This is a genomic window from Streptomyces roseoverticillatus (genome assembly GCF_000719265.1).
GTDB classification, from domain to species: domain Bacteria; phylum Actinomycetota; class Actinomycetes; order Streptomycetales; family Streptomycetaceae; genus Streptomyces; species Streptomyces roseoverticillatus.
The window spans coordinates 1-13,903 of the sequence record NZ_JOFL01000037.1 but is presented as its reverse complement, the minus strand read 5'-3'; the positions used below and the strand labels follow the sequence as shown (position 1 = coordinate 13,903).

Sequence of the window (13,903 nt, the reverse complement as noted above, 5' to 3'; positions counted from 1 at the left end):
CGCCCCCGGCCCCCTCCCGCCGTCGTCCGCCGACCGCCCTCGTCAGCCGTCTGTTTCCAGCTCCGTCGCCGTGCGCAGCTCCGTCAGCAGGTCGAGGATCTTCTCGCCGTGCTTCGCCAGCTTGCTCTCGCCTACGCCGCTCACCCCGGCCAGTTCGGTGAGGGACGTGGGTGAGGCCGTGGCGATTTCCCGGAGCGTCGCGTCGTGGAAGATCACGTACGCCGGGACGCCTTGTTCCTTTGCCGTGGCCGCGCGCCATGCTCGGAGCGCCTCGAAGACCGGCAGTGCCTCGGTGGGGAGGTCGGCCGGTGCGGGCCGCTTGCCGGAGCCGGACCCGGCGGACTTGGCCGCCGTCCGCGCCGGCCGCTCCGGCTCGCTGCGGAGCCGCACCTCGCGCCGGCCGCCCAGCACCTCGCCGCTGGCGTCCGTGAGGACGAGCGTGCCGTACTCGCCCTCGACGGCGAGCAGGCCCTGCGCGAGCAGCTGCCGGACCACGCCCCGCCACTGCGCCGTGCTGAGCTCGGCGCCGATGCCGAAGACGGTGAGGCCGTCGTGGTCGTGCTGGATGACCTTCGCGGTCTTCTTGCCGAGCAGAATGTCGATGATCTGGCCCGCGCCGAACTTCTGGCGCCGCTCGCGCGCGAGCCGGTAGACCGCGGAGAGGAACTTCTGGGCGGCGATCGTGCCGTCCCACGTCTCGGCGGGGGTGAGGCAGGTGTCGCAGTTGCCGCAGGGGCCGCTCTCCTGCCCGAAGTACGCGAGGAGCTGTACGCGGCGGCACTCGACGGTCTCGCACAGGGCCAGCATCGCGTCGAGGTGGGAGGCCAGGCGGCGGCGGTGGGACTCGTCGCCCTCGGAGCCGTCGATCATCTTGCGCTGCTGGACGACATCCTGCAGGCCGTACGCCAGCCAGGCCGTGGACGGCAGGCCGTCGCGCCCGGCGCGGCCCGTCTCCTGGTAGTAGCCCTCGACGGACTTCGGCAGGTCGACGTGGGCGACGAACCGTACGTCCGGCTTGTCGATGCCCATGCCGAAGGCGATCGTCGCGACCATCACGATGCCGTCCTCGCGCAGGAAGCGCGCCTGGTTCGCGGCGCGCGTGCCCGCGTCGAGGCCCGCGTGGTACGGCAGCGCCTCGATGCCCTGCTGGGCGAGGAAGGCGGCGGTGTCCTCCACGCTCTTGCGGGAGAGGCAGTAGACGACGCCCGCGTCGCCCGCGTGCTCGGTGCGCAGCAGCTCCAGGAGCTGCTTCTTCGGGTCGTTCTTCGGCGCGATGCGGTACTGGATGTTGGGCCGGTCGAAGCTCGCGACGAAGTGCCGGGCGCCCTGCAGCTGCAGCCGGGCGGCGATCTCGGCGTGCGTGGCCTCCGTGGCCGTCGCGGTCAGGGCGATGCGCGGCACGTCGGGCCAGCGCTCGTGCAGCGCGGACAGGGCCAGGTAGTCCGGCCGGAAGTCGTGGCCCCACTGGGCCACGCAGTGCGCTTCGTCGATGGCGAAGAGGGAGATCTTGCCGCGGTCCAGCAGCCGGAGCGTGCCCTCCACGCGCAGCCGCTCAGGCGCCAGGTACAGCAGGTCGAGCTCGCCGGCGAGGAACTCCGCCTCGACCAGCCGGCGCTCGTCCATGTCCTGCGTGGAATTGAGGAAGCCCGCCCGGACGCCCAGGGCCCGCAGCGCGTCCACCTGGTCCTGCATGAGGGCGATCAAGGGGGACACGACCACGCCGACGCCCGGCCTGACCAGGGCCGGGATCTGGTAGCACAGCGACTTTCCGCCACCGGTCGGCATCAGGACGAGCGCGTCGCCGCCGGCGACGACGTGCTCGATGATCGCCTCCTGGTCGCCGCGGAACGCGTCGTAACCGAAGACGCGCCGCAGGCAGCCCAGGGCCTCACTGCCCGCGGCGGCGGGCGTGGGGGAGGGAGAAGGGGAAGGGATGGGGGCGGCGGGGCGGGCGGTCTCGGTGAGGTCGGCCATGCGGAAAGTCTAGGGGGGTCCGCCGACACGCACGGGGGCTGTGGATAACTCCCGGCGGCCGATCTTGTGCGGCTTCTCACCCGCTCGGTCTTGCGCGGCTGCCCACCGGCTCGGTCTTGCGCGGCTGCCCACCGGCTCGTTCTTGCGCGGCTTCTCACCGGCCTCGGTTTCCTACGCGACCTCGATCCCGTAGTCCCCCAGCAGCTCCTCCAGGCCGCCCGGGTAGCCCTGGCCGCCGATCACGAAGTCCCAGTCGCCGCCGGCCCGCTTCCGGAAGGAGCCGAGCACGAGCGCCGTCTCGCCCGCCCGGCCGTCGGAGACCTCCAGCTGTCCCAGCTCGGCCCCGGCCGCGTCCGCCAGCCGGATCCGGGCGTCCGTGAAGCCCGCGAGGTCGGCCTCCGGGTTCACCTCGGGGTCGACGGCCGCGACGAGCACGAGCCGGTCGGCGTCGGCGGGCAGCGCGTCGAAGGCGACGCGGACGGCGGCCTTGTCCCCGCGGGGCGGCGGCACGGTGCGCACGGCCCCGTCGGGGGTGGCGGTGTTGTTGAAGAACACGAAGTGATCGTCGCTGAGGACGCGGGTGCCGTGGCAGACGAGGGCGCACACGTCGAGGGCGACGGCGCCGGACCAGGCCATGCCCAGGATGTTGTGCTCGCCGGGCACGTCGGGCTCGCCGGCCGCGCTGTCGTCCGGCGCGGTCGCCGGGGGAGCGGCCCGCCCCGCGCGGTCTCCCGCTCCGCCGCCGAGCCGGCCCCGTAGCCCGTGCCGGCCCAGCAGCCCCACCAGCTCCTCGCCCGAGACGAGAGTGAGCGGTTTGCCGTTGGCGAAGGCGTACGAGCCGGGGCCGAAGCCGGAGGTCGTGACCAGCACGCCCTTGTTGGCGCCCGCGCCCTGCACCGTGCCGTACAGGTCCCGGACCGCGGTCGGCGGGACCGTCTTGCGGTACCGCTTCACCTGCACGATGATCCGGCCGCCGCTGATCGGGTCGGGGTCCAGCGCCTCGACGTCCACGCCGCCGTCGTTGGACCGGGTCGTCATCACGGCCTGCATGCCCCGCGCGCGGAACAGCTGGGCGACCAGCGCCTCGAACTCGACCGGGTCCATCTCGTACAGGTCGGGGTCGTCGCCGCCCCCGTGCGAGACGACGCTGCGCCCGACGTCGGCGGGCATCCGGCCCGGCCGCACGGCGGCGAGCTGGTCGGGCCGGGCGGACAGCAGACCGCCGAGCCCGTCGGTGAGGCAGTCCACCGCGCTGACCTGCTCCAGGTGCAGCCCGGCGAAGACCGGGCGGGAGACGGAGGCCGAGGCGAGGACGATCTGGGCGCGGCGGCCCGTGGCCGGGTCGTGGTCGTCGACGAAGCCGTTGACGACGACGGACTCCAGCACCCCGGAGCCGTCCGCGGCGAAGAGGTCGCGCAGCACCAGCAGCACGCACTGCGCCAGCACGTCCCGGTACACGGCCCGGCGCTGCGCCGCGGGCCGCGCCGTCTCCTTCTCCTCGTCGGCGGTCGGCATGTACCGCACCGCCTTGGCCTCCGGCACGATGTCGTACCCCGGCAGCTCCCACAGCAGCACCAGCTGCCGGGCCCCCGGGTCGTACGCGGCCGACACCTGGTGCGGGAACTCGGCGGGCCAGGCGGAGGAGGCGTACAGCGCGGCCGAGAAGTAGTCGACGACGGCGTCGGGGTCGCCTGCGCGCAGCGCCGTGAGCATCTCCTCCACGCCCGCGTTGTGCTCCCGGACCTCGGTCAGGTGCGCGGCCGCCCACTGCTCGTACTGCCGCCGGTAGGCCTCCAGTTGCCGCAGCCGCGCCGCCTCGGCGGCCTGCGCGGCCCGCAGGTCCTGCTCGTACTGCTCCCGGCTGCGGCTCGCGCCGAAGCCCCAGCCGCCCTGCGCCTGGTACAAGACCGGGTTCGGCATCGGCACCGGCTGCCCCAGGTGCCCCGGGTGGAACGGCTCCACCGTCTCGGGCCGTCGCAGCGCCGCCGTCGAGAACGCCGGCACCCGGCATCCCGCCACCAGCAGCCCCGTCACCTCCGCGACCCGGGCGTCCAGCTCCTCCGTGCGCCGCCGCGCCTCGGTCTCGCGCCGCTGCCGGTAGGCGGCCCGCTGCTCCCGGTCGGCCCGCGCGGCCTCGCGCGCCGCCGCCCGCTCCCGCCGCTCCTGCTCCCGCTGGAACTGGATCTGTTCCCGGTGCTCGGCCTCCTGGCGGCGCTGCTGCTGACGCTGCGCCTCGGCCCAGGTGCCTATCAGTCCACTGGAGCGACGACTCATGTGAACACTTTAGTCATTTAGTAAGTGTTATCCCTGCTCGGGCCCTGGGTGTAGGTGATGTGACGGAGTGTCGGTGGGGCGCGCGGCGGGCGTCGTAAGCCGTACGGGTGATTTTCCCGGCGTGTCCCGTTGCTCGTGCGGCTTTCCGGGGAGCTTGCCCTGAGGGGGGACGTTCGCAGGCACAGACATACAGACATACAGACCCACAGACATACCCAGGTAACAGCACGGAACAGGCGGGTGGGACAGCTGATGGCGACCACGACAGCATCCGACTCCGAGCAGCACCCGGTGCGCTTCTGGGCCGTGGAGGACCTCCGCGGGCTCGACTTCGACCCCTTCATGGCCGAGCGGCTGCGGGAGGAGCCGGTCTCGCGGGTCAAGCTCCCGCACGGCGAGGGCCACGCCTGGCTCGTGACGCGCTACGAGGACGTCAAGTTCGTCACCTCCGACCCGCGGTTCAGCCGCCAGGCCGTGCTCGGCCGCCCGATCACCCGGCTGGCCCCCCACTTCATCCCGCTCGACGAAGCCGTGGGCTTCGCCGACCCGCCCGAGCACACCCGGCTGCGCAAGGCCGTGGCCCGCTCCTTCACGCCCGCGAGCCTCGAACGGCTCCGGCCCCGCGCCGAGCGCGTGGCCGGTGAACTCCTCGACGCCATGGAGCACGAGGGCCCCCCGGCGGACCTGATGAAGCACCTGAACGGGCCCCTGCCGCTCGCCGTCATCAGCGACCTGATGGGCGTACCGGACGAGCACCTGCCGCGGATGGCGCACTGGACGGAGGTCCTGCTGTCGGCGGGCCACGGGCGGGAGGCCAGCGACCGGGCCAAGGCGGAGATGGCCGCCTACTTCGTGGAGATGCTGGAGCGCAAGCAGAAGGAGCCGGGCCCCGACCTCGCGAGCGAGCTGGCCGCCTCCGTCGCCAAGGGCGACCTCAGCACGGAGGAGGCCGTCGCCATCGCCCTGCTGATCCAGGCCAGCGCCGCCCACGCCGTGCGCAACAACAGCAGCAACATGGTCTACGCCCTGCTCACCCACCCCCAGCACCTGGAGCGGCTGCGCCGCGAGCCCGGGCTGCTGCCACAGGCCATCGAGGAGCTCCTGCGCTACATCCCCCACCGCAACGCCGTCGGCCTCGGCCGCATCGCCATGGAGGACGTCGAAGTGGGGGGCGTGCTGATCCGCGCCGGTGAAGTGGTGCACTCCTCGTACCTCACGGCCAACCGCGACCCCTCCGTGTTCGACCACCCCGACGAGATCGACTTCGACCGGGAGCACAATCCGCACCTGTCCTTCGGACACGGACCGCACTTCTGCCTGGGCTCGATGCTCGCCCGCCTGGAATCCGAGGTCATCCTCACCTCGCTGATGACGCGCTTCCCGGACCTGCGCCTCGCGGAGCCCGTGGAGAAGATCCGGTGGCAGCGGAGCGCGCTCATCAGGGGACCGGAACACCTTCCGGTCGTGTGGTGAGCGGGATGACGACGCACTCTTCACAGTCTTCGCCTCCGGACGGCCCGGCGGATCCGGTGGACCCGGGAGGCCTTGCCGGGGAATCCTGTCCGATGGCCGCCGCCCGGCCGCCCGGGGAGACGGTCCACGACTGGCCGGTCGACCACCTGCCCGGCCTCGCCTTCGACCCGCTCATGCACCGCCTGCTGCGCGAGGAGCCGATCGCCCGGATCCGGCTGCGCTTCGGCGAGGGCGACGCCTGGCTGGCCACGCGCTACGAGGACGTGAAGACGGTCGCGGCCGACCCGCGGATGAGCCGCGCGCTCACCGTCGACCGGCCGGTCACCAGCATGACGCCGCACGTCGTGGCCCCCGCCGGCGGCGTCGGCCGCACCGACCCGCCCGACCACACCCGCATCCGCCGCCACGTGGCCCTCACCTTCGGCCGCAAGCGCGTCGCCGCCCTGCGCCCCCGGGCCGAGGAGCTCGCCGACCAGATGCTCTCCCGCATGGCGGAGCAGGGCGCCCCGGCCGATCTGACGGAGTGGCTCACCGGCCCCCTGCCCGCCCAGCTCATCGGCGAGCTCCTCGGCGTCCCGCCCCACGACCTCGGCCGGCTGCAGAACTGGCGCAGCGTCATCCTCTCCAGCAACCACTCCGAGCAGGAGAGCAACACCGTCAAGGGCGAGATCGCTGGCTACTTCAAGGCCATGGCCGCGCACCGCCGCGAGCACCCCGGCGACGACCTGTTCAGCGCCCTGGTCGAGGCCCAGAAGGAGGGCGGCCTCCACATGCCGGAGCTGATCTCGCTCGCGGTGATGCTCGTCCTCAACGGCATGGACGCCGTCCGCAACCAGGTGTCCAACATGGTGTACGCCCTGCTCACCCACCCCGGGCAACTGGCCGCCCTGCGCGCCCGCCCGGCCCTGCTGCCCCAGGCGGTGGAGGAGCTGCTGCGCTACATCCCGCACCGCAACGGCGTCGGCCTGCCCCGCATCGCCACCGAGGACCTGCAGGTCGGCGACGCGACGATCCGCAGCGGCGAGGTCGTCTACGTCTCCTACCTGGCCGCCAACCGCGACCCTTCGGTCTTCACTGACCCCGACCACCTCGACCTCACCCGCGACGAGGCCCCCAACCTCTCCTTCGGCCACGGCCCCCACTACTGCGTAGGCGCACTGATCACCAGGATGGAGGCCGAAGTCATGCTCACCGCCCTCCTGAACCGCTTCCCCCACCTGCGCCTCGCCGTCCCGGAATCCGAAATGCGCTGGCGCCGGGGCTCCATCAACCGCGGGCCGGAGGCCCTGCCGGTCGCCTGGTAGACCCGCTTCGTACGCTGCCCGGCGCGACGCGCCGTGCGATGAACTGCTGTATACGTGCGGCGTGTTGCGTTGAACCACGGACATCTTTTCGATAGACATGAGTGTCAATCGGGAAGTGGTGCGACGACACGCGACTCATCGGGGGCGGGTGCATGAAGTTCGACATGGGGTCCACGACCCTGTCCGACCTGGGTAAGGGCACGGAGGGCGCGAGCACCGACCTCGGAACTCTCATCCGGCAGCTCATCGCGGCAGCGGATCCGCTGGAGGGCAAGTTCAACGGGGCGGGAAAGGCCGCGTTCGACACTTTCAAGCTGCATGCGGACGAGATCACTGCCGCATTGAACGGCTCGCTGCAGTCGATTCTGGGCGGCCAGTCGGGCATGGACACGGCGTTCGGCTCGGGTGACCAGGAGCAGGAGTCCAACGCTCACCAGAACATGTCGGGAGCCAACTTCGATGCGGCCCGGTTCTCCGGGCGATAAGGACAAGAGGGGCGGGGGATCCGTCATGGGTCAGACCCAGGACCGGCGCAGCTACGACACGGGTGCGTCGAGCGAGGTGCAGGGCGGGCTGCAGGGCATCATCGGCCAGCTGGAGCGCGTGCTCAACGACCGTGACCGTGCGGTGAAGGCCGCGATGGCCGAGTTCCAGGCCGATGGCGTCTCGGACGAGTACCACGGCAAGGAAGTCCGCTGGAACCGTGCGGCCAACGAGGTGCGCGACATCATCCGCCTCGTCCGCTCCACGCTGGTGGAGAACGATGGTACGGCGCAGTCGACGCTGGCCAAGGCGAGGGCCGCGGTCGACGGGATCGGCTGACCGGCCCGCCGGTTCGCAGGGGCGCGGGGCCGCGGGGTGCAGGACACGAGATCGTGGGGGGCTTTTCATGACGGCTTGGGACATCTCTCCGTCGGGCGTGCGGGGCGTGCTGGAGAAGACGACGACGGCGGCCGAAGACATGGGCAAGGCCGGCAAGGACATCCAGGAGACCCTGCCGAAGGCTGCCGTCTCCGCCGGCACGATCTCGGGCCCCTACTGCGGCACCGCCCCCGTCGGCCCGGTCGCCTCGGCGCTCGCCGAGTACTTCAAGGGATGGGAGCGCGATCTGCTGTACGTGGCGAAGCGCACCGGCAACTCGGTGAACGGCGCCATCGAGGCCACCAACGAGTACGTCAAAGGCGACTTGAAGATGGCCGAGAACAAACAGCGTGAGGCGATCAAGGAGCCGGTGATCGAGATGCCCGGCCAGGGGCAGGAGCAGGGCCGGGCAGGGGAGGGGCGCAAGTGAGCGACAAGCTCATAGTCCCCATAGGCATACCCCAGTTCACCGGGAACTTAGCCGAACTGGAGAAGAACGCAGCGTCCTTGGCGAAGGACGCCAAGGCATTCCGTGACGCCGGCGCGGCCGTACACTCCACCTTCCAGGGCCTCTCGGCGCACTACAAGGCCCCTGAGGCGGAGCAGTTGTTCGCCACCACGGCCCCGGTGGCCACGAAGTCCGACGGATTCGCCGACGACCTGGAGAAGGTCGTCTCCGCACTGAACGCCTACCGGGCCGAAGTCCAGCCGCTGAAGACCAAACTGGAGAACCTCAAGGCCGAGGCCCTACGGTTCGTCGAGAGCATCGAAGGCGACGACGACTGGCGCAAGGACCAGAAGAAGGTCGACCACAACAACGACCTGTGGCGCGACGTCAACGCCACCGCGGACGCCTTCAACGCGGCCGAGCGGTCCTGCCACGACAAGATCGTGGCACTGGTCGGCGGCAAGTCGCTCATCCCCGACGACGGCACCCACAAGCCGAACATGTACGGCTACAAGGCGAGCGACCTCGACCATGCCGAGGAGACGCCCTGGGGATCGCTGGCCGAGCGGAAGTACACCGGCCTGGCCTGGCTCGGCCACCAGATCAAGAGCTTCGTCTGGGACGGCTTCATCGTCGACGGCGTCTGGGGCACGATCAAGGGGCTCGGCACCCTCGTCGGCACGGACGGCTGGAAGGCCGCGGGCCAGGCGTGGACGGGCCTCGCCAAACTGGCCACCGGCATCGTCATCACCGCCGTCCCCGTGGCCGGTAGCGTCCTCTGGTCGACCCCTGAGGACAAACTGCCCAGCTGGCTGCGCGACTCCCGCAGGGCCGTGAAGGAAACCGGCAAGGCGCTCATCGCCTACGACCAATGGGGCAAGAACCCGGCCCGTGCGGCCGGCGCGGTCTCCTTCAACGTCCTCACCACCGTCTTCACAGGCGGCTCAGGCGCCGCCGCGAAGGGCGGCGCGGCGGCGAAGGCGATCAGCGTGGCCGCCAAGGTGCGCTACCTGGACGCGACGACGTACGTCGGCATGGCCGGGAAGTTCGGCCTCACCAAGGTCGGCGACATGATGTCGACCCTCAAGAACCTCCGGGGGAGCGGCGCGACGCTCCGCATCGCCGACGACACGTTCAAACTCGCAGACCAGGCACCGCCGGTGCGGCCCGCGGGCCTGCCCGACAGTGCGTCCCCGGTCATGGGGGACAAGGGCAAGGTCGTCTGGGTGGACGAGAAGACCGGCGCCCTCTTCAACGAACACGGCAAAACCCTGCAGCCGGCCCACGAGGTCCCGAAGGAACCCTCGGCGGCGGAGCGGGCGGCTGCGGCGCCGAAGAGAGCCCCGGAGAAGGCGGAGGTCATGGCGGGCGTCAGCGTCCGCACGGGCTCTGAGGCGAAGGTTGCGCTGGGGCACTTGGACGACGGCATACCAAGGGGCGGGGCTGGTGCGGGCGGCACGGCTGCCCACGTTCCGGAGGGCGCTGCCCGCGAGGTACCCGGCGGCCCCCGCAACCACGCGCCGGGCGGCTCGGGCAGCCATCCCTCCGGCGGTCCGGCGGGCCACCGCCCCGGCGGCCCGGCCGACGACCTCGGCCGGGGCCCATCCGCGAACCACGAACCATCTACAGGGTCGGGCCCCCATTCTGCGCCGTCTCGCACCGGAGGCGGAGTCGGTAGTGGCCTTCCGGAGCGCGGCGGGCTCTCCCGAAGCGCTGACGACGGTATGGGCGCGGGCCGGCATGCAACTGCGGGACCGGGCAACATCCATGGTGCTGGTCACGCAGCAGACTCTGGGGCACACGGCAACGGGCATGCCACCGAAGGAGCCGGTGGGCTCAGTGAAGGTGGCGCTCGTACCGGTCAAAGCGGTGCCGCTGGCGGCGAACGTGGCCACGGAAGTGCGAGTGATCGCTACCGCGGCATGAGCGATCAAGAGATCATGAGGCATCAGGTTGACCGGGCCAACAATGAGCCGGGGTACTTCGAGGATTACTACAAGTCCAATGGCAACCGGCTCAGCACGAAGATCGCCGACGATAGCGGAAACGTTCCGCCTCAGCTAGTGAAGGACCGTGCAACAGGCAAGTGGGTCGCTGTGGACGATGCCCCGCCGCCCGTTCCCGAGAAGTATTACGGTGGCCCTGAGAAGCGCGGCCGTGATACGCCGCTGCTGACAGATGAGGCTCTGAAGAAGCTCGACGAGTCGGCGAAGGCGCGCCACTCTGCGGTAGCTGCTGACCAGGTAGCTGAAAAGGTCCTTGAGGATGCTCAGGAGGCCTTCAAGGGCGACAGGACTTCAGTGAATGAGGCTGCCGTCGTCGAGGCGAAGGCGCTGCACAAGCCTCTGCATGGCGATATGACGAAAGCCACTGAAGCGTACGGCGAAGCCGTGGCGGAGCATCATGTGATACCGGAGCATTATCCGAAGTCCACGAGAGAGGTGCTTGACGGCCCTGCGAACGGCAATGATCAGTTCGATCAGGTTTGGCGTCGCAAGGACGGTGGCTTCGTGGTGGTTGAGGCCAAGAGCAGCACTAAAACGCAGCTAGGCCCTCGTAAGCTTCCGAATGGCACGAGAGTCATGCAAGGGACTCGGCAGTATTTCTTCGACATCCTACGAGAGATGCGGGTTCGCGGGCGCGAAAACCCTAACGAACTCAAGTTGGCCGAGGAGCTTGAAGCTGCCCTTGATGAAGGCAAGTTGGACTATATACTTGTTAAGGGAAACCCCAACGGGGTCGAGCATGCCGGCTATGCCATGCGGAAGTTTGACATTGGGTGACGGGAGGATGTTTCGTGACGGTGGATGTGGCTCGGCATGGCCGGCCAGGGCCTGATGATGAGGGCTACGCCCGAGTGATCGGCGAGGGGCTGGCCGGCGCTGTCGCGAGGCTGGAGCGATCGCCGAATGCTTTTGATCCCGCATTGAGTAAAGCCCTCCTGCATGTACAGGCGCGCCTGGCCGTCAACCCGGACGCCTCCGGGATCGACACCTGGGAAGCCGTGGTTACGGCTATGCAGGTGGGTTCCGCACTGTTCGCCTCGGCGAGCGCGACCGAGGGTACCGTGGAGTGTCGCATCAACCATGAGATGCGGGCCATCTCGGCGACTGGGCCGCAGCCTTATGCAAACGCAGGCAACTGGCTCACGGCGTTCTGGTTCGCCGTCATCTGCCGTGACCAGAAGCGCATGACCCAGCTCTGCGGGGTTTCCCTCGAATTGCTGCGCGCCTCTGGTGTGGAGTGCGACGAGTATCTGTACCACTGGGTGGATGCGTTGCAGACGTACTGGCTGGAGAAGCCGGGGCTGGCCGACAAGCTCGTCGCAGCGATCGAAGGCTCCCATCCGGACGTCGCGCGTATCGCTGACCGTGAGTTGCTGGAGAAGGTTCTCTACCAGCCGATCAATCTGTTCCACCGTTTTCTGCGCAGGGATTCTGAGGGATTCAATCGGGCTCTTGTGGAGGCCCTGGAGCTCCACAAGGCATATTGGACGGCGAGCGAAGATCGGGAGCGGAGTGTAGAGGGGTATCTCGCCCTCGGGCCGCTCGCCATCACGTGTTTGGCCTACGATGCGGGTCGTCTGATCGAGGTTCAGTCCGACTATCTACCCAGTGAACTCCTCAACCGCGCTTGGCTTGGAGAATTCCCCACGTGATGAGTAAAGCGTAAGAATGCCCGCCCAGGATTACGACAGTCAGCTGCTGGAGTCGGTGTCCGTCCGGCGCCGGCGGTTGCGTGATGCGCTCTTGTTCGGGGCTCAGCGCGGGCGGCGGACCGTGGATGAGCGGGTCGGCAAGGTCGTTGCCGGGGTGGTGATTGCCGCGGTGGTGTGCGCAGGGTGCGTGGGATGGTCGTTCATCTCGCACCGGCTGATCGGGAAGAGCCCGTACGGGCCGGGGCCTGTGCGGCCCTCATCGAGCGTTGCGACGGCGCCCACGCGTTGATTCCCGTTCCCTTTCTCGACCGATGGTGATCAAGACCTCGATGGTAGGTTCGAACGCGTGATAGCTGCGGGAACCACGAACCGGACGGGCACGGGGCTGAGCCGGGTCACCCTGGTCGGGGAGCGGCGGCGGGTTGATCTCGTGTTGCCTGCGCAGGAGCCCGTGGGGCTGCTGATTCCCGAGGTGTTGCGGCTGCTTGACGATCAGGTGGCCGAGCGGCCGTCGTCGCGGCATTTGGTGACCGCCGACGGGTCGGCGCTGGCGCACGAGGCCACGCTTGAGTCGGCCGGAGTCGCCGATGGTGCGGTGTTGCGGCTTGTGCGGGTGGAGGATGCGCCGTCCGCGCCTGTTGTTCATGACGTTACTGATGAGGCTGCTGAGCATCTCGACGTGCGGGCATGGCGGTGGCGGCCTGCTGCGCGGCGGGTTGTCGCCGGGGCCGCGACCGTCGGATGGGCGCTCGCTGCCGGCGCCCTCGCCCGGGGCGAGTTCGCGCCGGGCGCGGTCGGCAACGTGCTGCTCGGCGTTGCCGCGATCGCCGCGGTCGCCGGTGTGCTGCTCGGCCGGGCGGGGCGGCGCGGGCTGGCCGCCACGCTGACCGTCACCGCCGGCGCGCTGGGCGCGCAGGGCTCATGGACGCTGGCCGGCGCGCACAGCTGGTCCGGGGTACTGCTCCTCGCCGCGCTCGCCGGAGCCGTCGCCCTGACACTCCTTCTCCTCGGCCTGGTGTCACCGCTCGGCCGCGCCGGGCTGATCGGAGCCGCCGCCGTGGCCGGCTGCACCGTCTGCTGGGAAGCCGCGGCCGCGCTGAGCGAGGCCCGTACCGGCGCGGTCCTCGCGGTCGTGTCCGTCATCGTGCTCGGCCTCCTGCCCCGTCTCGCGCTGATGGCCTCCGGGCTCTCGGGGCTCGACGACCGCCGTTCCGCCGGTGCCTCCGTGAGCCGACACCAGGTGTCGACCGCGCTCGCCGCCACCCACCGCGGCCTCGCGCTCGCCACCGTCGTCATGGCGCTCTCCGCCGCCGCGGCCGGCGCACTCGTGCTCCGTACGCCGACCGTGTGGACCATCCCCCTCGCAGCCGTCGCCACCGTGGTGCTCGCGCTGCGCGCCCGCGCCTTCCCGCTGGTCGCCGAAGTCGTTGCGCTGCTGGCCGCTGCCGCGGTCGTCATCGCCCGGCTGGCCTGGGTGTGGCTGGACCGTTCCGCCGCCTGGGGCCCGCTCGCTCTCCTCGTCGTGCTCGCCCTCGTCCCCCTCGCCGTGCTGGCGGTTCAGCCGCCCGAGCACGTACGCGTGCGGCTGCGCCGGGCCGGCGACGCCTTGGAATCGGTGGGTGTCATCGCGCTCTTCCCCCTGCTCCTCGGTGTGTTCGGCGTGTACGGGCGTCTGCTCGGCACCTTCGCGTAGGTCCGGAGGGGCGGGACGTATGACTTCTGACGGCGGGGACTGGCAGCGCGACGTGCTGCGCGAGTTGCGGCAGAGCATTCAGCAACCGCAACCGGAAGCGCAACCGCAACCGACGGATGCCGCCCCCGCCGCGCATGAGCCGCCACCGCAGCCCGTACCCCCGCCCGAGCCCGTACCCGTACCCGCGCCCGAGCCGGTACCCGAGCCCTGCCCCCACC

General features: G+C 70.3%; 11 protein-coding genes and 1 pseudogene. 10 read left to right on the top strand and 2 right to left on the bottom strand.

Annotation, left to right across the window (positions count from 1 at the left end; genetic code table 11):
• Positions 1–42: 42 nt before the first annotated feature.
• Together recQ and IF61_RS0130045 are read right to left on the bottom strand one after the other, a co-directional pair.
• Entirely contained in the window at positions 43–1,974 is a 1,932-nt protein-coding gene (gene recQ / locus IF61_RS0130050) for a DNA helicase RecQ (protein ID WP_078660616.1), read from the bottom strand.
• Between the two features lie 171 nt (positions 1,975–2,145).
• Complete coding sequence (locus IF61_RS0130045; protein WP_030369706.1) at positions 2,146–4,248, bottom strand: restriction endonuclease; 2,103 nt, start codon at positions 4,246–4,248, stop codon at positions 2,146–2,148.
• A 252-nt stretch (positions 4,249–4,500) separates the two neighbouring features.
• Here IF61_RS0130045 and IF61_RS0130040 point away from each other — a divergent pair, with 252 nt between their 5' ends.
• The 10 genes and pseudogenes from IF61_RS0130040 to IF61_RS36705 form a co-directional block, all read left to right on the top strand.
• Positions 4,501–5,721, top strand: coding sequence for a cytochrome P450 (locus tag IF61_RS0130040; RefSeq protein WP_030369705.1), 1,221 nt, complete (start codon positions 4,501–4,503; stop codon positions 5,719–5,721).
• 92 nt (positions 5,722–5,813) lie between these two features.
• On the top strand, positions 5,814–7,025 hold the full coding sequence (locus IF61_RS37530; protein ID WP_030369704.1) for a cytochrome P450: 1,212 nt from the start codon (positions 5,814–5,816) through the stop codon (positions 7,023–7,025).
• Between the two features lie 152 nt (positions 7,026–7,177).
• Positions 7,178–7,510: a hypothetical protein gene (locus tag IF61_RS0130030; RefSeq protein ID WP_030369703.1), complete on the top strand. Its 333-nt coding sequence runs from the start codon at positions 7,178–7,180 to the stop codon at positions 7,508–7,510.
• Between the two features lie 25 nt (positions 7,511–7,535).
• A complete protein-coding gene (locus IF61_RS0130025; protein ID WP_030369702.1) occupies positions 7,536–7,847 on the top strand; it encodes a pore-forming ESAT-6 family protein in 312 nt (103 codons plus the stop codon).
• A gap of 67 nt (positions 7,848–7,914) precedes the next feature.
• Positions 7,915–8,316: a DUF6507 family protein gene (locus IF61_RS0130020; RefSeq protein WP_052393249.1), complete on the top strand. Its 402-nt coding sequence runs from the start codon at positions 7,915–7,917 to the stop codon at positions 8,314–8,316.
• On the top strand, positions 8,313–11,117 hold the full coding sequence (locus IF61_RS0130015) for a hypothetical protein (RefSeq protein ID WP_030369700.1): 2,805 nt from the start codon (positions 8,313–8,315) through the stop codon (positions 11,115–11,117). The genes IF61_RS0130020 and IF61_RS0130015 overlap by 4 nt, the downstream gene beginning before the upstream one ends.
• A 14-nt stretch (positions 11,118–11,131) precedes the next feature.
• Positions 11,132–11,992: an immunity 49 family protein gene (locus IF61_RS0130010; protein WP_030369699.1), complete on the top strand. Its 861-nt coding sequence runs from the start codon at positions 11,132–11,134 to the stop codon at positions 11,990–11,992.
• Between the two features lie 16 nt (positions 11,993–12,008).
• Positions 12,009–12,281 carry a hypothetical protein gene (locus IF61_RS37325; RefSeq protein ID WP_030369698.1) on the top strand — a complete coding sequence of 91 codons (273 nt, stop codon included), beginning with the start codon at positions 12,009–12,011 and terminating at the stop codon, positions 12,279–12,281.
• A gap of 57 nt (positions 12,282–12,338) precedes the next feature.
• On the top strand, positions 12,339–13,685 hold the full coding sequence (gene eccD, locus IF61_RS0130000) for a type VII secretion integral membrane protein EccD (RefSeq protein WP_030369697.1): 1,347 nt from the start codon (positions 12,339–12,341) through the stop codon (positions 13,683–13,685).
• A gap of 19 nt (positions 13,686–13,704) precedes the next feature.
• Positions 13,705–13,903 (top strand): annotated as a pseudogene (locus IF61_RS36705) (hypothetical protein); the annotation flags it as partial.